The sequence below is a fragment of the Amycolatopsis sp. NPDC033938 genome (assembly GCF_055575975.1).
Genome location: NZ_JBVIRO010000011.1, coordinates 58294 through 78643, shown reverse-complemented (window position 1 = coordinate 78643; position 20350 = coordinate 58294). Strand labels below are relative to the sequence as shown.

At 69.1% G+C, this 20350-nt stretch carries 18 protein-coding genes; 9 read left to right on the top strand and 9 right to left on the bottom strand.

Going from position 1 to position 20350, the window contains the following annotated elements; genetic code table 11:
* Window positions 1–59 precede the first annotated feature (59 nt).
* Window positions 60–1892: an asparagine synthase (glutamine-hydrolyzing) gene (gene asnB, locus ACZ5ZX_RS25725; RefSeq protein ID WP_465504536.1), complete on the top strand. Its 1833-nt coding sequence runs from the start codon at window positions 60–62 to the stop codon at window positions 1890–1892.
* A gap of 36 nt (window positions 1893–1928) precedes the next feature.
* On the opposite strand, the gene ACZ5ZX_RS25720 is transcribed toward asnB, so the two are convergent.
* Genes ACZ5ZX_RS25720 through ACZ5ZX_RS25705 form a run of 4 tightly spaced genes read right to left on the bottom strand, consistent with a single transcriptional unit; the run spans window position 1929 to window position 4935 of the window.
* Window positions 1929–2849 carry an ABC transporter permease gene (locus ACZ5ZX_RS25720; protein WP_465504535.1) on the bottom strand — a complete coding sequence of 307 codons (921 nt, stop codon included), beginning with the start codon at window positions 2847–2849 and terminating at the stop codon, window positions 1929–1931.
* Window positions 2850–2863: 14 nt separating this feature from the next.
* Entirely contained in the window at window positions 2864–3670 is an 807-nt protein-coding gene (locus tag ACZ5ZX_RS25715) for an ABC transporter permease (RefSeq protein WP_465504534.1), read from the bottom strand.
* Window positions 3671–3679: 9 nt separating this feature from the next.
* Entirely contained in the window at window positions 3680–4543 is an 864-nt protein-coding gene (locus tag ACZ5ZX_RS25710; protein ID WP_465504533.1) for an ABC transporter ATP-binding protein, read from the bottom strand.
* Window positions 4540–4935, bottom strand: a complete 396-nt coding sequence (locus tag ACZ5ZX_RS25705) for a GntR family transcriptional regulator (protein ID WP_465504532.1) — start codon at window positions 4933–4935, stop codon at window positions 4540–4542. The genes ACZ5ZX_RS25710 and ACZ5ZX_RS25705 overlap by 4 nt, the downstream gene beginning before the upstream one ends.
* Before the next feature lie 471 nt (window positions 4936–5406).
* Here ACZ5ZX_RS25705 and ACZ5ZX_RS25700 point away from each other — a divergent pair, with 471 nt between their 5' ends.
* Window positions 5407–8412, top strand: coding sequence for an AfsR/SARP family transcriptional regulator (locus tag ACZ5ZX_RS25700; protein WP_465504531.1), 3006 nt, complete (start codon window positions 5407–5409; stop codon window positions 8410–8412).
* A 109-nt stretch (window positions 8413–8521) separates the two neighbouring features.
* Here the strand turns inward: ACZ5ZX_RS25700 and ACZ5ZX_RS25695 are convergent, their stop codons facing one another.
* From ACZ5ZX_RS25695 to ACZ5ZX_RS25685, 3 genes are all read right to left on the bottom strand, one after another.
* Window positions 8522–9031: a hypothetical protein gene (locus ACZ5ZX_RS25695; protein ID WP_465504530.1), complete on the bottom strand. Its 510-nt coding sequence runs from the start codon at window positions 9029–9031 to the stop codon at window positions 8522–8524.
* A gap of 112 nt (window positions 9032–9143) precedes the next feature.
* The gene (locus ACZ5ZX_RS25690) at window positions 9144–10145 is read right to left on the bottom strand and encodes a Gfo/Idh/MocA family protein (protein WP_465504529.1); all 1002 of its coding nucleotides are present in this window, start codon (window positions 10143–10145) and stop codon (window positions 9144–9146) included.
* Between the two features lie 13 nt (window positions 10146–10158).
* The gene (locus tag ACZ5ZX_RS25685; protein WP_465504528.1) at window positions 10159–11157 is read right to left on the bottom strand and encodes a LacI family DNA-binding transcriptional regulator; all 999 of its coding nucleotides are present in this window, start codon (window positions 11155–11157) and stop codon (window positions 10159–10161) included.
* A 118-nt stretch (window positions 11158–11275) separates the two neighbouring features.
* Between ACZ5ZX_RS25685 and ACZ5ZX_RS25680 the strand changes: the two genes are divergently transcribed.
* Genes ACZ5ZX_RS25680 through iolD form a run of 7 tightly spaced genes read left to right on the top strand, consistent with a single transcriptional unit; the run spans window position 11276 to window position 18645 of the window.
* The gene (locus ACZ5ZX_RS25680) at window positions 11276–12166 is read left to right on the top strand and encodes a sugar phosphate isomerase/epimerase family protein (protein ID WP_465504527.1); all 891 of its coding nucleotides are present in this window, start codon (window positions 11276–11278) and stop codon (window positions 12164–12166) included.
* A 22-nt stretch (window positions 12167–12188) separates the two neighbouring features.
* Window positions 12189–13175 carry a sugar ABC transporter substrate-binding protein gene (locus ACZ5ZX_RS25675; RefSeq protein ID WP_465504526.1) on the top strand — a complete coding sequence of 329 codons (987 nt, stop codon included), beginning with the start codon at window positions 12189–12191 and terminating at the stop codon, window positions 13173–13175.
* On the top strand, window positions 13172–14206 hold the full coding sequence (locus tag ACZ5ZX_RS25670; protein WP_465504525.1) for an ABC transporter permease: 1035 nt from the start codon (window positions 13172–13174) through the stop codon (window positions 14204–14206). The genes ACZ5ZX_RS25675 and ACZ5ZX_RS25670 overlap by 4 nt, the downstream gene beginning before the upstream one ends.
* On the top strand, window positions 14203–14988 hold the full coding sequence (locus ACZ5ZX_RS25665) for an ATP-binding cassette domain-containing protein (protein WP_465504524.1): 786 nt from the start codon (window positions 14203–14205) through the stop codon (window positions 14986–14988). The genes ACZ5ZX_RS25670 and ACZ5ZX_RS25665 overlap by 4 nt, the downstream gene beginning before the upstream one ends.
* Complete coding sequence (iolC, locus tag ACZ5ZX_RS25660; RefSeq protein ID WP_465504523.1) at window positions 14985–15917, top strand: 5-dehydro-2-deoxygluconokinase; 933 nt, start codon at window positions 14985–14987, stop codon at window positions 15915–15917. Before ACZ5ZX_RS25665 ends, iolC begins: the two co-directional genes overlap by 4 nt.
* Window positions 15914–16804, top strand: coding sequence for a 5-deoxy-glucuronate isomerase (iolB, locus tag ACZ5ZX_RS25655; protein WP_465504522.1), 891 nt, complete (start codon window positions 15914–15916; stop codon window positions 16802–16804). Before iolC ends, iolB begins: the two co-directional genes overlap by 4 nt.
* Entirely contained in the window at window positions 16801–18645 is a 1845-nt protein-coding gene (gene iolD, locus ACZ5ZX_RS25650) for a 3D-(3,5/4)-trihydroxycyclohexane-1,2-dione acylhydrolase (decyclizing) (RefSeq protein ID WP_465504521.1), read from the top strand. The genes iolB and iolD overlap by 4 nt, the downstream gene beginning before the upstream one ends.
* 4 nt (window positions 18646–18649) lie before the next feature.
* On the opposite strand, the gene ACZ5ZX_RS25645 is transcribed toward iolD, so the two are convergent.
* Together ACZ5ZX_RS25645 and ACZ5ZX_RS25640 are read right to left on the bottom strand one after the other, a co-directional pair.
* The gene (locus tag ACZ5ZX_RS25645; RefSeq protein WP_465504520.1) at window positions 18650–19516 is read right to left on the bottom strand and encodes an NAD(P)-dependent oxidoreductase; all 867 of its coding nucleotides are present in this window, start codon (window positions 19514–19516) and stop codon (window positions 18650–18652) included.
* A 94-nt stretch (window positions 19517–19610) separates the two neighbouring features.
* Window positions 19611–20189: a TetR/AcrR family transcriptional regulator gene (locus ACZ5ZX_RS25640; RefSeq protein WP_465504519.1), complete on the bottom strand. Its 579-nt coding sequence runs from the start codon at window positions 20187–20189 to the stop codon at window positions 19611–19613.
* Between the last annotated feature and the right edge of the window lie 161 nt (window positions 20190–20350).

Below are 20350 nucleotides of genomic sequence, written 5' to 3'. Positions count from 1 at the left end.
AAAGCGTGTTACACCAGTGTTACAGATAGTTGTATGTGCTAAGCAATAGGAGGTTGGCGATGTGCGGAATCGCAGGGTGGGTCTCCTTCGGCACGGACCTCACGCAGCGCCGGGAGGTCGTCGACGCGATGACCGCCACCATGGCCTGCCGCGGCCCTGACGACTCGGGCACCTGGGTCCGGCCGAACGTGGCGCTGGGCCACCGGCGGCTGGCGATCATCGATCTGCCGGGCGGCAGGCAGCCGATGGCCGAAGCCGGGCTGGCGGCCATGGTCTACAGCGGTGAGGCGTACAACTTCACCGAGTTGCGCGAGGAACTCTCCAAGCGGGGCCACAAATTCGAGACCGACAGTGACACCGAGGTCGTGCTGCACGGCTACCTGGAGTGGGGCGACGCGGTCGTCGATCACCTCAACGGGATGTACGCCTTCGCGATCTGGGACGAGCGCGACGAGAAGCTCGTGATGATCCGCGACCGCATGGGCATCAAGCCGTTCTACTACTACCCGACCCCGGACGGCGTGCTCTTCGGTTCCGAGCCGAAGGCGATCCTCGCGAACCCCTTGGCGCGCAAGGTGGTCGACACCGACGGTCTGCGTGAGCTGATGGCCATGACCAAGACTCCCGGCTGGTCGCTGTGGAAGGGCATGCACGAGGTCGGGCCGGGCACCATCGTCACCGTCGACCGCTCCGGGATCCGCACGCGGACCTACTGGAAGCTCGACGCGAAGCAGCACACCGACGACCAGGAGACCACGGTCGAGCGGGTGCGCGAGCTGATGACCGACATCGTGCACCGCCAGCTGATCGCCGACGTCCCCCGCTGCGTCCTGCTGTCGGGCGGGCTCGACTCCAGCGCCGTCACCGGTCTCGCCGCGGCACGGCTGGCCGAAGAGGGCGAACGGCTGCGCACGTTCTCGGTCGATTTCCTCGGCCAGGAAGAGAACTTCAAACCGGACGAGGTGCGGGACACCCCGGACTCGCCCTACATCCGCGACGTCGCGGAACTGGTCGGTTCCGACCACAAGGACGTCATGCTCAACCCGGCCGACCTCAGCGATCCGGAGGTCCGCCGCAAGGTGCTGACCGCGCGGGACATCCCGGCCGGGCTCGGCGACATGGACACCTCGCTGTACCTGCTGTTCAAGGCGATCCGCGCGGAATCCACGGTCGCGCTGTCCGGCGAGTCGGCCGATGAGGTGTTCGGCGGCTACCGCTGGTTCCACGACGAGGCGTCGGTGAACTCGGGGACGTTCCCCTGGCTCGCGTTCCGCATGGGCCTCACCAGCGAGCGGGAAACCCTGCTGCGCGAAGACGTCCGGCAGAAGCTGGACCTGCCCGGCTACGTCGCCGACCAGTACAGCTCCGCCGTGGCCCAGGTCGAGCATCTCGACGGTGAGAGCGAGCAGGACCGCAAGATGCGGACGGTCTGCAACCTCCACCTCACCCGGTTCGTGCGGATGCTGCTGGACCGCAAGGACCGGGCGTCGATGGCCGTCGGACTCGAGGTGCGGGTGCCGTTCTGCGACCACCGGCTCGTCGAGTACGTCTACAACACGCCGTGGTCGCTGAAGACCTTCGACGGCAGGGAGAAGAGCCTGCTGCGGCACGCCACGAAGCATGTGCTGCCCGCTTCGGTGCGTGACCGGGTCAAGAGCCCGTATCCGTCCACTCAGGACCCCGGCTACGCGGCGGCACTGCAGCAGCAGGCCAAGGAGGCACTGGCGGAACGAGACAACCCGGTGTTCTCACTGGTGGACCGCGACTGGCTGCACCGGGTGTCCGAAGTGGACCCGGTGACGATGTCCTCGGCCCAGCGCACCGGCATCGACCGGGCGCTGGACCTCTACCACTGGTTCGACCTGTACTCCCCGGAGCTGCGGCTCGACTGAGTTTCTCCAGCGCCGGCCGGACGGTCCGCCGCCTGCTCAGCGACGGCGGCGGACCGTTCCCCCTACCGCGACGCCCCCGAGCACCGCGGTCGCGGCGAGCAGGATGCCCGCCTCGGTCCATTGGAAGCGCCAGAACCGGCTGGACGGCTGGTACACGGTGAAGTCGCGGTAGCCCGCGGCTTCGACGCAGGCGTTCATCCCCCTGCCGCGAGGACATTCGGGCACCTCGTCGGTCAAGCGCAGCTCACGCCCGTCTGGGGCGAGCCTGCCCGCGTGGACGATCAGGGCGTCCTTGGCGGAGGGATCCGCGCCGATCGTGCGCACCGGTTCGGCGTAATGGGGCCGCAGGAGCAGCAGGGCGATCGAAGCGGCGACGAACACCGCGACCGTGATCGCGATGGCGGGCAACGTCTTGCGCACCAGCACCCCGGCCGCGGCGCCGAGGGTGAAGGCGAACAGCCACCAGGCCGCGGGTGCGATGCCGACGGCACCGAAGTACGCGGTTTCGGCGAGCGTCTCCGCCTTGCCGGGGAAGATCTCCAGCCACCGGCCGAACATCTGCCCCGAAGCGAGCCCGGCCAGCGCCGCGCACAAGGCGAGGACACCGAACTTGACGCCCAGCCAGCGGCCGCGGCTCACCGACTGCGTCCAGGCCAGCTGATGGGTGTTGCGTTCGTACTCCCTGGCGAGCAGCGGCGCACCCCAGAAGACGCCGGCCAGCAACGGTACGAACGGCAGCATCACCACCAGCGGGTAGATCTTCTGATAGAGGTCTTCCAGTCCCGCGTCACGTTCGCGGCACGGGACGCCGCCTCCGTAACAGTAGGAAGAGATCTGACCGTTCGCCGCGTCGAGGGCGAGCCGGCCGGACAGGAGCAGGACTCCGCCGAGCACGGCCAGGAACCCCAGGGTGACGAGCAGCTGAGCGCGATGCTGCCGCCAGGTGAGCCAGAGCAAGAACGTTTCCCTTTCTAGGAGCGTCGCCGGATGGCGAAGGTCGCGGTGATGGCGAGGAGAAGCGAGACACCCGCCAGGATCGCGGCTTCGGTCCACTGGAAGCGCCAGTAGAAGTCCTGCGGCAGGATCTTCAGCGCGGTGACCTGACCGGCGGCGTCCATGACCATGTCGACGACCCGGCCGCCGGGATCATGCCCGGTCGGCCCCGCCGCGCTCAGGACGACGAGCCTTGGTTCGGCGTAGAAGTCGCGGACGTTGGTCACGCCGATCATCAATCCCACGGTCACCGCGATGGTGGCGGCGATGGCGGGGAGCGTTTTGCGGATGATCGCGCCCGCCGCCGTGCCCATGACGAACCCGAAGAGCCACCATGCGCCGGGCGCCACTCCGGTCATCGAGAACAGGACCGGATTGTCGAAGTGACTGGTGAAGTTCGTGTCCCCGCGATCGGTCGGGAAGACCTCCAGCCAGCGCTGCATCATCAGGCCGAAGGCCAGCCCGGCCAGCGTGACCAGGAGGGCGAGGAACCCCAGTTTCACACCGAGCCACCGGAACCGCGAGATCGACTGTGTCCAGGCGAGTTTCGTGGTGCCGCGCTCGTATTCGGCGGCGAGCAGCGGCGCTCCCCAGAAAACGCCGATCGCCACCGGAGCCACCTGCAGCCAGGAGAGATAGGTGTAGAGACTCTCGAAGTGATCCACCGGATTCGCGCTGTCCGCCGCGGCGTTTCCGTTGATCAGCAACAGGATCCCGACCACGACGAGGGCGCCCGCGGTGATCAGCAGCTGTGACCGGTGCTGACGATAGGTGAGCCAGAACATCGTTCCCCCTTACGCCGAAGCCAGTGTCGGACGAGGCAGACTCGCGGAGTCGGGTCGTCTCAGGTAGGCGAGCACCAGCTCCTCCAGGTTCGCCGGACGTTCGGTCCACTGTGGACCCAAGGGGACCGGCTCGGTGCGGGCGAAGACGGTCGCCTGCCTGCCCGCCCTGGCCTCGTCCACGAACGCGACACGTTTCGCCAGCGCGTCGGCCTCCTCCGCCGGTCCGGAAAGGATCCGGTGCCCGGCGACGAGTTCGTCGATGTCCCCGCTGACCTGCACGCGGCCGCCGTTGAGGACGATCAGCCAGTCGCAGGTGTTCTCCAGGTCGGAAACGACGTGAGAGGAGAGCAGCACGGTCATGCCGGTTTCGGCGACCGCCTCCATCAGCCCGCGCATGACCTCGTGCCGGGCCAGCGGATCGAGGTTCGCGAGCGGCTCGTCGAGCACCAGCAGATCCGGGCGTTTCGCGAGCGCGAGGGTGAGCGCGACCTGCGCGCGCTGACCGCCGGAAAGCTTGCCCACCTTGTGTTTCAAGGGAAGCCGCAGCGAATCGATGCGCTTGAGCGCGAACTCGTCGTCCCAGCCGGGGTTCAGCCGTCTGCCGAATTTCAGCATCTCGGCGATGCTGAAGCCGGGGTACAACGGCTTGTCCTGCGCCAGGAACGCGGCGGTTCCTCGAATCGAGACCGAGCCGAGGGTCGCGTCGAGCAGCCCGACGGCGAGGTGCAGGAAGGTCGTCTTGCCCGCGCCGTTGGGTCCGACCAGTGCCACGACTCGTCCTTTCGGGACGGAGAGGGAACAGTCGCGCAGCGCCCACTTGCGGTGGTATCGCTTGCCGAGACCGGTGGCTTCGATGACGGGTTTCTCATTCACGCGGTTCGCTCCCCTCGAAAGCCGTCGACCACCACAGAGGTGAACAACGCCTCGACGTCTTCCTGATCCAGTCCCGATTCGCGGGCGTCGCGCACCCAGACCCCCAGGCTCTTCCGCAGCCGCGCGTGCTCGGTGAACGAAGCGCCGCCGAGCGTCTTCTGCACGAAGGTGCCCAAGCCCGGCTTTCCCTCGACGAGCCCTTCGCGCTCCAGCTCGCGGTAGGCCTTAAGGACGGTGTTCGGGTTGATCGCCAGCTCGGCGACCACTTCCTTCGCCGTCGGCAGCCGGTCGCCCGGCTCCAGGAGCCCCAGCCGGAGGGCGTGTTTGACCTGCTGGACGAGCTGGACGTAGGTGGCGACACCCGAGCCCTTGTCCAGGTGGAAGGTGACCACTGGCAACACCCTTTCACTAATTAAGTAGTGAAAGGGTGCAGGCAGGTGCGTGTGCTTGTCAAGACGATGGACGCGATCAGCCCTCTAAACGCGGTTCTTTTGCACGCGGAGAGTCCTGGAGGGGGCGAGCCGCATCCGGCCCGCCCGACCCTCCCCAGGACGTCGCCGAGAGACGGCGACGAGAAAAACCCCAGCCCCAGTCACGAAGAGCGCCAGTTCGACGACACGGGGGAAGACGTCGAGCTGGCACTACCCCCAACCCCCACCGCCGTCAGATGGCGGTGCCTGTGCAAGTTGAAGGTGTCCACCGTCGTACCGGAACCGAATGGGGGGTCCTGCCCGTCTTGTTGGTTGGGCACGGTTCCGGCGACGGGTCCTCGGTGGACACAGCCCCAAGGATCACCGGGGCCGGATGCAGGGCGCTTGCACTACGCTTGCAGGCTCTGACGAGGTGTGGGCGGAGGTGGCCGGGTGGAGTTCCGCGTCCTCGGCGCCGTCGAGGGGTGGGCCGACGGCGGCCCGGTCGAGCTCGGCTCGCCCAAACAGCGGCTCGTGCTGGCGGTTCTGCTGCTGGAGGCGGGCAAGCCGGTCCCGCGCGACCGGATCATCGACCTGCTCTGGCCGGAAGAACCGCCGGTGAGCGCCCGGAACACCGTGCAAGCGCTGGTGTCCCGGCTGCGGGCGGTGTTCCGCGGCGCGGGCGGGCCGGAGATCGTTTCCGAGGGAACCCGTTACCTGCTGAAGGTCGATCCGGGCCAGGTCGACCTGCACCGGTTCACCGAACTGACCGCGCGAGCGCGCAAGGCCGACGACGAGACCGCCGTGGAACTCCTGGACGAGGCGCTCGGGTTGTGGCGCGGCGAGGCGTTGTCCGACGTAGTGAGCGGCGAAGTCGCCCAGCGACTGTGCGGCGGCTTGAACGAGGCGCGCTGGACCGCGCTGGAGGATCGCGCGGAGGCCCAGTTGCGGCTCGGCCGCGGCCGGGAGGTGCTCGCGGAGCTGACCGGACTGGTCGCCGCGCATCCGCTGCGCCAGCGGTTCGTCGGGCAGCTCATGCTCGCGCTGCACCGTGAAGGCCGCACCGACGACGCGCTCGAAGCCTTCCGTGCGCTGAGGGACAGGCTTAATGGCGAGCTGGGCCTCGACCCGTCCCCGGAGCTGCGCAAACTCGAAGCCGCCATCCTGGCGGCGGACCCCGCTCTCGAACCGGCGGCAGGCACGGTCAAACCCGAGCCGGTCCGCCCGGCGCAGCTGCCCCACGACGTCCGGGGATTCGCCGGCCGGGCGACCGAATTGGAACGGCTCGACGAGGCGACCCGGCCGACGGGCGAGGGCACCGACATCTGGGTGATCAGCGGGACCGCCGGCGTCGGCAAGACCGCGCTCGCCGTCCGCTGGGCCCACCGCGTCCGCGACGCGTTCCCCGACGGGCAGCTCTACCTCGACCTGCGGGGCTTCGACCCCGACCACGAACCGCTCACCCCGGCGGTCGCGCTCACGCAGCTGCTGCAGGCGCTCGGCACCGCGCCGAAGGCCATCCCGCCGGACACCGACGCACGGGCCGCGCTCCTGCGTTCCCTTCTCGCCGACAAACGGGTCCTCCTGGTCCTCGACAACGTGCGCGACTCCGGTCAGGTGACGCCGCTGCTGCCGCCGTCGGGCACCGTCCTGGTGACCAGCCGCCAGCGGCTCGGCGACCTCATCGCCCGCACGGGCGCCCGGGCGCTCCCGCTGTCCGTACTGCCTGCCGAAGACGCGCGGCATCTGCTGGAAGCCGTGCTCGGCAGCGAACTCGTCGCTGCCGAGGCGGGCGCGGCGGCGGAGCTGGCCCGGCTGTGCGGGCATCTCCCGCTCGCCCTCCGGATCGCGGCGGCCAACCTCGGCGCGAGCGGCGAACCCGAGATCGCCGAACTCGCCCGTGAGCTCGCCAGTGGCGACCCGCTGGCGGAGCTGACCGTCGACGGTGCCGAGGAAAGCGCCGTGACGACCGCGTTCGGCGTCTCCTACCGGGCACTGCCCGAGGAACACCGTCTGCTGTTCCGCAGGCTCGCGCTCGTCCCCGGCCAGACGTTCACCGCTCCCGCCGCGCAGGCGCTGACCGGTGCCCCGCTTTCCCGGGCGAACCAGCAGCTCAAAGCGCTCGCGGCGGCACATCTGGTCGAGCGCTACACCCCTGGCCGCTATCGGTTCCACGACCTTCTCCGCAGTTTCGCGGCGGGCCGCACGCTGTCCGAGGACGCGAAGCCCGAACGCGACACCGCGGAGAGGCGGCTCTTCGAGAGCTACCTGACCACCGCCGACGCCGCCGGCCGCGTCCTCATCCCCCACTTCTTGCGGCTGCCGCGCGAAGAGCCGGAGGACACGCCCTTCGCCGACACGGACGAGGCGCTGGCCTGGCTGGACGCGGAGTGGCCGAACCTCGCCGCCGCCGTCGAGCACAGCGCCGAACACGGCCCGCCCGAGTTCTCCTGGCATCTGGCCGACGCGCTGCGCGCCTTCTTCCATCAGCGCGGCCATCACGCGGAATGGATCGACACCGCGTCGACCGCCCTCAAGGCCGCCCGGCGCAGCGGCGCCGGACAGGCACAGGCGGCGATGCACCTGAGCATCGCGCTCGCCTGCGTCAACAGCGGCCGCTACGACGAGGCGCGCGAACACCTCACCAGCGCCTTGCGCGGAGACCTCCTCGAAGGCTGGGACGCGGGCCGCGCGGCCGTGCTCAACAACCTGAGCGCCGTGCACCAGCGCCTCGGCGACCCGCAGGAGGCGATCCGCTGCGGGCTGGAATCCCTGCGGCTGTGCGAAGAACTGAACATGCCGGGTGTCTCGATGGCGCTCGCGAACCTCGGTTTCCCGTACTGGCAGACCGGCCAGCTCGACGCGGCGCTCGCCAACTTCACCCGCGCGCTCGCGGTCTCCGAACGGGACGGCGCCCGGTTCAGCGTCGCGGTGCTGCTGGTCGACCTCGGCAACGTGCACCGTGATCTGGGCCTGACCGACGAGGCCTACGACTTCTACACCCGAGCGCTCGCCGCCAACCGCGAACTCGGCTACACCTACGGCGAGGCCACGGCCCTTTCCGGCAGGGCCGTCCTCGAAAGCAGGCTCGACCCGAGCGAGCAGAACCGCAAAGACGCGCTCGAAGCCGTCGAGCTCACCCGCAAGATCGGCGACCGGGGCACCGAGGCCTGGACCCTCGCCGGACTCGGCGAGGTCTGCCTGCGCCTCGGCCTGCCCGAGGAGGCCGCCGAGCACCAGCGGCTCGCGTTGTCGATCGCGCGCACGACGAGCTTCTTCTGGTGCGAGGCCGCCGCGCGGACCGGGCTAGCGGAAGCCCTGCTGGAACTCGGGAAACTCGACGAAGCCCGGACACACGGCGAGCTGGCACTCGAACTCGCCGCACGCTCGGGGTACCGGCTCGCCGAAGAGCGGGCGAAGCTGATCCTCGACAAGCTGCAGCTGCGAGCCCTCTCTTAGGGTAGTGAAGTACATGATGGCCCCCTTCCTTGCGTCCAGCGCAAGGAAGGGGGCCATCATGTACTGGGGAGCCCTTGGTACCAACAACACTTACCACTCACGACCCCGCTCAGCCGCGTGACTTCACGCTGCCCGCGATCGCCGCCGTGATCGCCGTCAGGATCCCGAGAATGACCACCAGCGCGATCGCGACACCATTGCTCTTGTGGAAGCCGAAGATCCACTCTAGGTGGGTACTGAAGGGCGTGCCCCACACCACCGGCGTCACCACGAGGATCGCCACCAGATAGAACACGCAAAACCCGCACAACGTCCACACACCGGGAATCCTGCGGGCAAACGTGAATCCCGCCGCGACCGTCATCACCACGGCGGCGATGACGCCACCGACCACGTTCTGCACCACCGGGCCGGACCAGCCACCCTCCGGCTTACTGGCGTAGACGACGTTGTAGAGCACGAACCAGACGAGTACGCCCGTGATGAGCAGCGCCAGGATCCCGGCTGTCACCGCGGCCGCGGTGTTCGCCCTCGACTTGGGCCGCTGACCGTACTGAGGTAATCCATGCTGAGGCGCCCCGTACTGAGGTAACCCGTGCTGGGGCGGATTCGGCTGCATCGCACTCCTCGCGCGTTCCGGCGACACGAAACCCGCCGCCCGTCATGGTCCGCGGTCACTGTAGCGAGGGGTCACCGAGGGCGGCCGCCGATGGCAGCAAGCTGTCTCGTCTTCAGGCGCGTACCTCGTCCACGCGGACCGGTCGGCGTTCGCGCCGGGAGACCTCGCAGGCTTCGGCGATGTAGAAGGCCTCCAGCGCGTCGGCCGCACCGCAGGGGCTCGGCGCGCGACCGGCCACGACCTCCAGGAACGCCTTCAGTTCGCTGACGTACGCCGGGCGGAACCGCTCCATGAACCCGGGATAGGCCGGACCGGGCGGGGGCTGGACACCGGGCTCCACCGAGGTCAGCGGCGTTCGCTCGTCCAGGCCCACGACCGCGTTCCCGGCCGAACCGAGGACCTCCAGCCGGACGTCGTAGCCCGCGCCGTTGTAGCGGGTCAGCGAGACCACGGCCAGCGTGCCGTCGTCCAGTGTCAGGGTCGCGGCCGCGGTGTCGACGTCACCGGCGTCGACGAAGAATTGCTCACCCTTGTTCGCCCCGACGGCGTAGACCTCGACGACCTCACGGCCGCTGACGAACCGGACGACGTCGAAGTCGTGCACCCCGCAGTCGCGGAACAGACCACCGGAATGCGCGACGTACTCCGCGGGCGGCGGCGCCGGATCCAGGGTGGTGGCGCGCAGGGTGTGCAGCCAGCCGAGCTCACCCGAGGCCACCGCGGCGCGGGCGGCCGCGTAGCCCTCGTCGAACCGGCGCTGGAAGCCGATCTGCACCGGGACGGCCGAGCCGGAGATCTTGTCGATCACCGCGAGCGTGCCGGGGATGTCGGCGGCGACGGGCTTCTCGCAGAACACCGGGATGCCCGCGTCCACGGCCCGGAGGATCAGTTCCGGATGCGCGTCCGTCGCAGCCGTGATCACCAGTCCGTCCAAAGAGGACGCGAAGAGCGCGGAGAGGTCCGCCGCCGCTTCGACGCCGAGTTTGGCCGCGGCCGCCTGGGCCCGTCCGGCGTCGACGTCGGCGACGACCACGGACGAAACCTCGTCGAAGCCCTTCAAGGTTTCGGCGTGCGAAGTGCCGATCCGGCCGGTGCCGGCAAGTCCCAACCTCATTCTCTTGCCCTTTCTAGAGCGCGGCGGTGGTCGAGCGGACCACCAGCGACGGATGCAGCAGATGCCGGACCGGTTCGGTGCGTTCGCCCCGGACCCGTTCGAGCAGTGCCTCGACGGCCAGCCGCCCCATCTCGGTGCGCGGCTGGTCCACTGTGGTCAGTGAGAGATGTCGCAACGCGGCGAGCGAGGTGTTGTCGTAACCGACGACGGAAACGTCTTCCGGCACCCGTAGGCCGGCCTCCTCCAGCGCGGAGATCGCGCCGACGGCGTTGAAGTCGTTTCCGGCCACCAAAGCCGTCGGCAGCTCCGCGTGCGCGTAATCACCGAGGAGTTCGTGGACGGCCTTCTCCCCGGCGGTGTCGGTGTGTTCACTGTGCACGATGATCGGGTGCAGGCGGTGCCGCCGCATCGCCTGCTGATATCCCCGGCGCCGGGCGGCCGCACCGGCCGCGACGCCGCCGTCCAGATGAGCGATCCGCCGGTGACCCAACGAGACGAGATGCTCGACGGCCAGCGCGGAACCCGCCTCGCCGTCGTCGTTCACCGTGTCCACGTCCCGTACGCGCGAGGTCCGCGAGACGAGGACGACCGGACATTGCGCGGCCGCTTCCTCGATCGCCGTCGCGGGCAGCACCGGCGACAGCAGGATCACCCCGGCCGGCCGGAAGGAGAGCAGGTTCCGCAGCGCGGCGCGTTCGCGGGCGGGACTGCGGCCACCGGTATTGAGGATCAGGTTGAAACCGGCGGCCTCGGCCGCCGCGTCGAGCCCTTCGACGACATCGGCGAAGAAGGCGTTACGCAGATCGGACACCATCACGCCGAGGACGGTGGAGGTCCGGCTGGCCAGCGATCTGGCCATGGCGTGCGGTTCGTAGCCGAGTTCGTGCGCCGCGCACAGCACCCGCGTCCGCCGTTCGTCGGAGACGTTCGGCGCGTTGCGCATCACGAGGGACACGAGCGCACGGGAAACCCCCGCTTTCGCGGCGACGTCCTCCATCGTCGGTCGTGCCATGTCCCGCTCTCCCCCTGCCTGATAACTCGGCCCTTGACTTTGCTGTGACGGACGCTACATGATTAGAGCGCTCTAATCAATAGAGCGCTCTAATCCGCTCCCCTACCGGAGGTCGCCGATGACATCCCGGATCCGAATCGCCGCCGCCCCGATCTCCTGGGGTGTGTGCGAAGTCCCCGGCTGGGGCCGTGTGCTCGACACGGGGACGGTACTGGGCGAAATGGCGGAACTGGGGGTGCGCGCCACCGAACTCGGTCCTCCGGGGTACCTCCCGCGCGACCCGGCCGCGCTGCGTGAACTGCTCGGCGGGTACCGGCTCGACCTGGTGGGCGGCTTTCTCGCCGTCGTGCTGCACAAGGACCCCGAAGCCGCGCTGGCCGAGGCGGAAGAGTCGGCGGCCCTGTTCGCCGCCTGCGGTGGCGACATGCTCGTGCTCGCCGCCGCGACGGGACTCGACGGCTACGACGACAAACCCGAGCTGACCGGCGCCGAATGGGCGACACTGATCGAAACCTCGGGCGAGATCGGGGAAATCGCCGCGCGACACGGTCTTCGCACCGTGCTGCATCCGCACGCCGGGACGCAGGTGGAGACCGAGGAGGAGGTCGAGCGCTTCCTCGCCGATTCCACTCTCCCGCTGTGCCTGGACACCGGACATCTCCTGATCGGCGGCACCGATCCGGTCGCGCTGGCCGAACGCCACCCGGATCGGGTCGGACACCTGCACCTCAAGGACGTACGTGGCGCACTCGCCGAAGACGTCCGCGCCGGCAGGCTTCCCTACGCCGAAGCGGTGGGCCAAGGTTTGTACGTCCCGCTCGGTGACGGGGACGTCGACATCGAAGCGATGGTCAAGTCCGTCCACGAAGCGGGCTATGACGGGTGGTACGTGCTCGAACAGGACACCGCGTTGAGCGAGCGAAGCCCGGAAGACCTGCCGAAGCGGGATGTGGCCAGGAGCCTGGCGCATCTCGAGGAAATCGTCAGCCGGCTCCCGGCTGCCAAGTAGGAAGAAGCGAGGAGAGACGACGATGTCCCATCGCTTTAAGGCGGCGTTGGTGGCCGCGGCGGGGCTGGTGCTCCTGTCCGCGTGCACCGGGCCGAAGGCCGAGGAGAAACCCGCCGAGGGCGGCGGTCCGGCGACGACACAGGCCAGCGGGCCGCTGCGGGTCGCGGTCATCTCGCACGGCACGGCGGGTGACGCGTTCTGGAACGTGGTCAAGAACGGCGCCGAGGAGGCGGGCAGGCAGCTCGACGTCCAGGTCGAGTACAACTCCGACGGAGACCCCGGCAACCAGGCCAAGCTGATCGACAACGCGGTCGCCCAGCGGGTCGGCGGGCTGGTGGTGTCGATGGCGAACCCGGAGGCGCTCAAGACCTCGATCGAGAACGCGGTGCGCGCCGGGATCCCGGTCATCACCATCAACTCCGGGGAGGACAAGAGCGCGGAGTACGGCGCGCTCACCCATGTCGGGCAGAACGAGTCCATCGCCGGTGAGGAGGCCGGGAAGAAGTTCAGGGAACTCGGCAAGAAGAAACTGCTCTGCGTGATCCACGAAGCGGGCAACATCGGGCAGGCCCAGCGCTGCGACGGCGCCAAGGCCGGGTTCGCGGGCGACGTGCAGACCCTGCAGGTCGACATCAGCAACCCGACCGACGCGGAATCCCGGATCCGGGGCGCGGTGCAGACCGATTCCTCGCTCGACGCGGTGCTGACGCTGAACTCGCAGGTCGCCGCGCGGGCGGTCAGCGCGATCAAGGCGGTCGGCTCGAAGGCCCAGGTCGGCACCTTCGACCTGAACACCGACGTGGTCGGCGCGATCAAGGCGGGCGACGTGGTTTTCGCGGTCGATCAGCAGCAGTACGAACAAGGCTACCTCCCGGTGCAGTTCCTCAAGCTCTACCGGGACAACGCGAACGTCGTCGGCGGTGGGAAGCCGGTGCTCACCGGTCCTGATCTGGTCGACAAATCCACTGTGGACACCGTCGGTCAGTACGTGCGAAGGGGTACGCGATGACAACCACCGCCCTCGACGAACGGATCGCGAAACCCCGGCTGCTCGACAGGCTGGTCGTCCGCCCCGAGATCGGCGCGCTGCTCGGCGCCGTCGTCGTCTTCCTGTTCTTCACCGTCGTCACCGACCAGTTCTTCAGCGGCAGCGGGGTGGCGACCTGGCTGGACGACGCCTCGACCCTCGGCATCATGGCGGTCGCCGTCTCCCTGCTGATGATCGGCGGCGAGTTCGACCTCTCGGCAGGCGTGATGACCGCGTCCACCGCCCTCGTCACCGCGACACTGGCGACGCAGGCGGGCTGGAACGTCTGGCTCGCGTTGCTCGCCTCGCTGGTCTTCGCGCTCGCGGTCGGCGCGTTCAACGGCTGGCTGGTGCTGCGCACGGGCCTGCCCAGTTTCATCGTCACCCTGGGCACGTTCCTCGCACTGCAAGGGCTCAACCTCGGCGTCACTCGCTTGGTCACCGGCACCGTCCAGGTCTCCGGAATGCGCTCGACCGACGGTTACGAATCCGCCGGTTTCGTCTTCGCGTCCACAGTGGACATCGGCGGGACCGCGTTCCAGATCTCGATCGCCTGGTGGATCGGGTTCGCCGCGCTGGCGGCCTGGCTGCTGGTCCGGACCCGGTTCGGCAACTGGGTCTTCGCCGTCGGCGGCTCCGCGCCGAGTGCGCGCGCGGTCGGCGTTCCGGTGATGCGCACCAAGATCATGCTGTTCATGACCACCGCGCTCGCCGCGTGGCTGGTCGGGTCGATCAACATCCTGCGGTTCGCGAGTGTCCAGGCGAATCAGGGCATCGGGCTGGAATTCCAGTACATCATCGCGGCCGTGATCGGCGGTTGCCTGCTGACCGGCGGTTTCGGTTCGGCGATCGGTGCCGCGATCGGCGCGCTGATCTTCGGTATGGCACGGCAGGGCATCGTGTTCGCCCGCTGGGACAGCGACTGGTTCATGCTGTTCCTCGGGGTCATGCTGCTGTCGGCGGTCCTGGTCAACAACGCCTTCCGGCGGCGCGCGGAAAGGGTACGGCGATGAACCATCTTCTCGAGGTCAAGGCGGTCGGCAAGACCTACGGCAGCGTGATCGCCTTGCGGGACGTGTCCACCGTCGTCAACGCGGGCGAGGTCACCTGCGTACTCGGCGACAACGGCGCGGGCAAGTCCACCCTGATCAAGATCCTCGCCGGGGTCCACCAGCACGACGAGGGCGAGTTCCTCGTCGAGGGCGAGCCGGTCAAGTTCGCGTCCCCGCGCGAGGCGCTCGATCGCGGTATCGCGACGGTGTACCAGGATCTGGCGGTCGTCCCGCTGATGAGCGTATGGCGGAACTTCTTCCTCGGCTCAGAACCGACGGTCGGCTTCGGCCCGTTCCGGGCGCTGGACCGGAAGAAGGGACGCGAGACGACCAAGAAGGCGTTGTCCGACATGGGCATCGACCTGCGCGACGTCGAGCAGCCGGTCGGCACGCTGTCCGGTGGCGAGCGGCAGTGCGTCGCCATCGCGCGGGCTGTCCACTTCGGGGCGAAGGTGCTGATCCTCGACGAGCCGACAGCGGCGCTGGGTGTGAAACAGGCCGGTGTCGTCCTCAAGTACGTCGCGCAGGCCCGTGATCGCGGGCTCGGCGTCGTGCTGATCACGCACAACCCGCATCACGCCTATCCCGTGGCCGATCGGTTCCTGCTGCTCAAACGGGGCGCTCCGCTCGGCTCCTACGAGAAGTCCGGGATCGACCTCGCCGAACTGACCCGGCAGATGGCGGGCGGCGCGGAACTGGAAGCCCTCGAACACGAATTGCGAGCCGTGGAGTCCCCTTCATGACCACTCTCGAAGCACTGACCGTGGGCCGGGTCGGGGTGGACCTCTACCCCGAGCAGAGCGGCGTGCCGCTGGCCGGGGTCAGTACCTTCGCCAAATCGCTCGGCGGCACCGCGACCAACGTCGCGGTCGCCGCCGCGCGGCTCGGCCGCTCGACGTCGGTGCTGACGAAGGTCGGCCCGGACGGGTTCGGTGACTACGTCCGGCAGGCGCTGCGGGAGTTCGGTGTGTCACCCGACCACGTCGGGACCTCGGCGGGGCTGCAGACACCGGTGGTGTTCTGCGAACTGAACCCGCCCGCGGATCCGCCCCTGCTGTTCTACCGGTCCCCGGTCGCGCCGGATCTGACGCTCGACGAAGCCGACGTGCCCTGGGACATCGTGGAAACGGTGCCGCTGCTGTGGGTCACCGGGACCGGTGTGTCCGTCGAACCGGCACGCGGGACCCAGCGCGAGATGCTCCGGCGGCGCGGACGACGGTCGCATACCGTGCTCGATCTCGACTTCCGGCCGATGTTCTGGCCCGGCATCGAGACAGCGCGCGAAGAGATCGGCTGGATGCTCGACCACGTCACGGTGGCGGTCGGCAACCGCACCGAGGCGGAGGTCGCCGTCGGCACGGCGGATCCCGACGAGGCCGCGTCCCGGATGCTGGCCAGGGGTGTCGAACTGGCGGTGATCAAGAAGGGGGGCGAGGGCGTTCTGGTGGCCACCGCCGAGGGGCGCTGGACGGTGCCGCCGCAGCGGATCGAGGTCGTATGCGGGCTCGGCGCCGGTGACGGCTTCGGTGGCGCGCTGATCCACGGGCTGCTGTCCGGCTGGGATCCGGTGCGCATCGCCACCTACGCCAACGCGGCGGGCGCGCTCGTCGCGTCCCGGCTGGCCTGCGCCGACGCCATGCCCACCGCCGACGAGATCGAGGAGTTGCTGTGAGCAAGCTGCACCGTCCACTCGGGACACTTTCGGACGAGCGGGACCCGGTCCGGCTCACTCCGGATTCAGCGGGCTGGACCTACAGCGGGCTTCGGGTGCTCGCACTGCGCGCGGGCGAGAAGCGGGTCGTGCGCACCGGCGAGTACGAGGCATTCGTCCTGCCGCTGTCCGGCGCGTGCGCGGTCCGCGTCGACGGGCAGGTCTTCGACCTCGCCGGACGCGACTCGGTGTTCACCCGGGTCACCGATTTCGCCTACGTGCCACGCGATGCCGAAGTCGAATTGTCGACGGTGGACGGCATAGAGGTGGCGCTGCCGATGGCGCGCTGCACCCGCCGTCTCGAACCGCGCTACGGGCCGGCCGAGAACGTCCCGGTGGAAGTGCGCGGTGCGGGTCAGGCGACGAGGCAGGTCACCAACTTCGGCGTGCCCGGTGTCTGGGACCACGCGGACAAGCTGAACGCGTGCGAGCTGATCACCCCCGGCGGCAACTGGTCGTCCTATCCGCCGCACAAGCACGACGAGGCGTCCGGATGTGAGGTCGTCAACGAGGAGATCTACTACTTCCGCGTCGCAGGCCGCGACGGCGTGACACCTTCACGCGAAGGCTTCGGCCTGCACCGGACGTATACCTCGGACGGCGAACTCGACGAGGACGTCGCGGTCCGGGACGGTGACGTCTTCCTGATCCCGCGCGGCTATCACGGCCCTTGTGTCGCCGCGCCGGGCTACCCGATGTACTACCTGAACGTCTTGGCCGGGCCTGCCGAGGAGCGGTCGATGGCCTTCTGCGACGACCCCGCGCACGGCTGGGTCCGCGAGACCTGGAACGACCAGGAACTCGATCCGCGCTGCCCGGTCACGAGCCACGAAGGACGGGTGTCATGAAGCTGACCACCGCACAGGCGCTGGTGCGCTGGCTGCTCGCGCAGCGGTCGGAGGCCATGGACGGCCGGGAGGTCCCGCTGTTCCCCGGCGTGTTCGCGATCTTCGGGCACGGCAACGTCCTGGGTCTCGGCACCGCGCTGGAGGAACACCGCGAGGAGCTCCCGCTGTGGCGTGGCCAGACCGAACAGGGCATGGCGCTCGCGGCCGTCGGCTACGCCAAGGCGACACAGCGGCGCCAGGTCGGCGTGGTGACGTCGTCGATCGGGCCCGGCGCGTTGAACATGGTCACCGCGGCCGGGGTCGCGCACGCCAACCGGCTGCCGGTGCTGCTGCTTCCCGGCGACACCTTCACCAGCCGCGCGCCGGATCCCGTGCTGCAGCAGGTGGAGCATTTCGGTGATCCGACAGCGACGGTCAACGACGCGTTCCGCGCGGTGAGCCGGTATTTCGACCGGATCACCCGGCCGGAGCAGTTGCTTTCGACGCTGCCGCAGGTCGCCAGGGTGCTGACCGATCCGGCGGACGCGGGTCCGGTGACCCTCGCACTGCCTCAGGACGTCCAGGTGGAGACCTACGACTTCCCGGACGCGCTGTTCGAACCGGTGACCCATCGTCCGCCGCGCCCCCGGCCCGATCGGCGGGCCCTCACCGAGGCGGCGGGGGTGCTGCGGGCGGCCCGGAAACCGTTGCTGGTCCTCGGGGGCGGCGTCCGGTACTCCGGTGCCGGTCGGCGCGCGCTGGCCTTCGCCGAACACCACGGCGTCCCGGTCACCGAGACCACCGCCGGGCGGACCCTGGTCCCCCACGGGCATCCGCTGCACGCGGGCCCGCTGGGGGTCACCGGCTCGGCGTCCGCGAACGTTCTGGCCGCCGAAGCGGATGTCGTCCTGGCCGTCGGCACCCGCTTGCAGGACTTCACCACCGCGTCGTGGACGGTGTTCTCCCCCGACGTCCGGCTGATCACCCTGAACGCCGCGCGGTTCGACGCGGTCAAGCACGGCGCGCTGGCCGTCGTGGCCGACGCCGACGCCGGTCTCTCTGATCTGGCCGCTCAGCTGGAAAGCTGGCAGGCCGATCCTTTGTGGACAGCACGCGCCGCGGCGGAACGCGGCCGGTGGGACGCGCATGTCGACTCCCTGCGCGCCGCTTCCGGCGAGATCCCGACCTACGCCCAGGTCGTCGGCGTGGTCAACGACCTCTCCGAACCGCACGACTACGTGATGACCGCCTCCGGCGGGATGCCGGGAGAACTGATCGGCGGCTGGCGTGGCTCGGGGTCGATCAGCATGGACGTCGAGTACGGGTTCTCGTGCATGGGATACGAACTCGCGGGTGCCTGGGGTGCGGCGATGGCCCATACCGATGGCCTGGTGACCACGATGCTCGGCGACGGCTCGTACCTGATGCTGAACTCGGAACTGTTCTCGGCCGCCTTCGCCGGGCACCCGTTCGTGGCGGTGGTCTGCGACAACGACGGCTACGCGGTCATCGCCCGGCTGCAGGAGGGCCAAGGCGGCAAACCGTACAACAACTTCCTCGCCGACTGCCGCACAGCACACGCGTCACCGCCGCGAGTCGACTTCGCACGCCATGCCGAATCGCTGGGCTGCGCGGCCTTCACCGCGTCCTCTTTGGACGATGTGCGGGCGGCCTACGCGAAGGCGCGAGAAGCGGCGGTGAGCGAAAACCGGCCGGCGGTGGTCGTGGTCCGGACCCAGCCGAACTCCTGGACCGAGGCGGGCGCCTGGTGGGAGGTCGGCGTTCCGGAGCATCTTCCTGGCCGGGGAGACTTCGAGGAGAGCAAAGCCGCGCAGGTCAGATACCTGAAGGGCCACATTTAGAGTACTAAATGCGGCTCTCAAAGCTGGCGAAGTAGCCGGCCGCCATGTCCTCATCGCCGTGCCCGGCCTCGGACGCGCGGGCGAAGCGGGCCCGGCCCGCCTCGACGACGTCCATCCGGACACCCGCGCGAGCCGCGGCATCGAGCACCAGCCGGGAGTCCTTCTCGGCGTTGTCGACCGAGAAGGCGGTGGTGTAGTCGCTGGTGAGGATCGCGGCGGATTTGGCCTGGAAGTAGCCGTTGTCCATCGGGCCGCCGGTGACGACGTCGACAAAGTGCTTCGGGTCGACACCGAGGCCTTCGGCCAGCGCGAGTGCCTCGCCGACGCCGTGGGTCAGCGCGATCACCCAGGTGTTCAGCACCAGTTTGAGGCGGCTCGCCGCGCCGGAGCGGCCGTCGTCGCCCACCCACAGCGTGCGCTTGCCGATCGTGTCGAACAGCGGCTGGACCGTCTCGCGCGCCTCGGGCACGCCCGCCGCCAGCACGATCAACTGACCCTGTTCGGCGGGCTGGCGGGTGCCCTGCACCGGCGCGTCGACGAAGACGAGACCCTGCTCATCGGCGAAGGCGACGAGTTCGTCGACGGCGTCGCCGACGGTGCTGAGCTGCACCCAGATCGTGCCGGCGGCGGGGGCGGCCGCGCGGATCGCTTCGAGCACCGTCTGGCCGTCCGTGAGGACCGTGATCACGACCTGCGCGCCTTCAACCGCGTCCGCGGCACTCGCGAACGCCTGGACCCCGTCCCCGGTCAGTGCTTCGGCCTTGGCCGGGGTGCGGTTCCAAGCGCGGACCGCGAAGCCCGCCTTGCTCAGATTGCGGGCCACCGCGGCACCGATGATTCCGGTGCCGAGCACCGCGACGGATTCCGTCATGACTTGCCTTCACTCCTTGTGGAACGCTCGTTAAAGAACACGCGCGGGCGAAACCACGCGTGGACTGAGGGGATTCGCTACGAAACCTGGAACATCACAACGCCTGAATGGTGGTTTCGACGACCTGGGTGAGCACCTGCCGGTCCGCTGTCTTGCCCAGCACCCGCAGGCCGTACATCGCGGCGAGGGTGAACTGCGCCAGCGCCCGCGGATCCCGGCTCGCGCCGATCTCGCCCTCCTGCCGCGCGGCGGCGTACTCGACGTGGAACGCGTCCTCGACCCGCTGGAAGTTGTGGCGGACGCGCGCGGTGACCTCCTCGTCGATCCCGCCGAGTTCGAGGGCGGCGTTGACGGCGAGGCAGCCACGATGCTCGGACGGCTCCGCCGTCTCGTCGTCGACGACGTCCATCAGCACCCGCCGGATCCGCTCCCGGATCGTGCCCGGCGCGACCAGCATCTCCTCCACCCGCGTGGCGGACGTGTCCTCGTAACGGCGCAGCGCCTCCTGGAACAGGCGCTGCTTGCTCGTGAACGCGTGGTACAGGCTTCCCCGGCCCAGACCGGTGCCGTCCACCAGATCCTGGGCCGAGGTGGCCGCGTACCCCTTGCGCCAAAACGTGTCGACGGCCGCGTCGAGTACTTCGATGGGATCGAATCCCTTCGGACGTGGCATGAGCCCAGCATGGCACGTTCTGTAACGCTCGGTCAAATACCGGCTGGCGGGCGTCGGTACAGGTGGTCGTGTTTTGGGGTTTGTGGGTTTAAACCCCAAAACCCCAAACCCCCCCCCCCAAGTGGGAAGCCACCACGGGGCCGACACCACCCACCCCCGCG

Bases quoted from the DNA above. Each gene is read 5' to 3' on its own strand.
- asnB (WP_465504536.1), top strand. From the start codon at position 60: ATGTGCGGAATCGCAGGGTGGGTCTCCTTCGGCACGGACCTCACGCAG.
- ACZ5ZX_RS25715 (WP_465504534.1), bottom strand. From the start codon at position 3,670: ATGTTCTGGCTCACCTATCGTCAGCACCGGTCACAGCTGCTGATCACC.
- ACZ5ZX_RS25695 (WP_465504530.1), bottom strand. From the start codon at position 9,031: ATGCAGCCGAATCCGCCCCAGCACGGGTTACCTCAGTACGGGGCGCCT.
- ACZ5ZX_RS25690 (WP_465504529.1), bottom strand. From the start codon at position 10,145: ATGAGGTTGGGACTTGCCGGCACCGGCCGGATCGGCACTTCGCACGCC.
- ACZ5ZX_RS25685 (WP_465504528.1), bottom strand. From the start codon at position 11,157: ATGGCACGACCGACGATGGAGGACGTCGCCGCGAAAGCGGGGGTTTCC.
- ACZ5ZX_RS25680 (WP_465504527.1), top strand. From the start codon at position 11,276: ATGACATCCCGGATCCGAATCGCCGCCGCCCCGATCTCCTGGGGTGTG.
- ACZ5ZX_RS25675 (WP_465504526.1), top strand. From the start codon at position 12,189: ATGTCCCATCGCTTTAAGGCGGCGTTGGTGGCCGCGGCGGGGCTGGTG.
- ACZ5ZX_RS25670 (WP_465504525.1), top strand. From the start codon at position 13,172: ATGACAACCACCGCCCTCGACGAACGGATCGCGAAACCCCGGCTGCTC.
- ACZ5ZX_RS25665 (WP_465504524.1), top strand. From the start codon at position 14,203: ATGAACCATCTTCTCGAGGTCAAGGCGGTCGGCAAGACCTACGGCAGC.
- iolC (WP_465504523.1), top strand. From the start codon at position 14,985: ATGACCACTCTCGAAGCACTGACCGTGGGCCGGGTCGGGGTGGACCTC.
- iolD (WP_465504521.1), top strand. From the start codon at position 16,801: ATGAAGCTGACCACCGCACAGGCGCTGGTGCGCTGGCTGCTCGCGCAG.
- ACZ5ZX_RS25645 (WP_465504520.1), bottom strand. From the start codon at position 19,516: ATGACGGAATCCGTCGCGGTGCTCGGCACCGGAATCATCGGTGCCGCG.
- ACZ5ZX_RS25640 (WP_465504519.1), bottom strand. From the start codon at position 20,189: ATGCCACGTCCGAAGGGATTCGATCCCATCGAAGTACTCGACGCGGCC.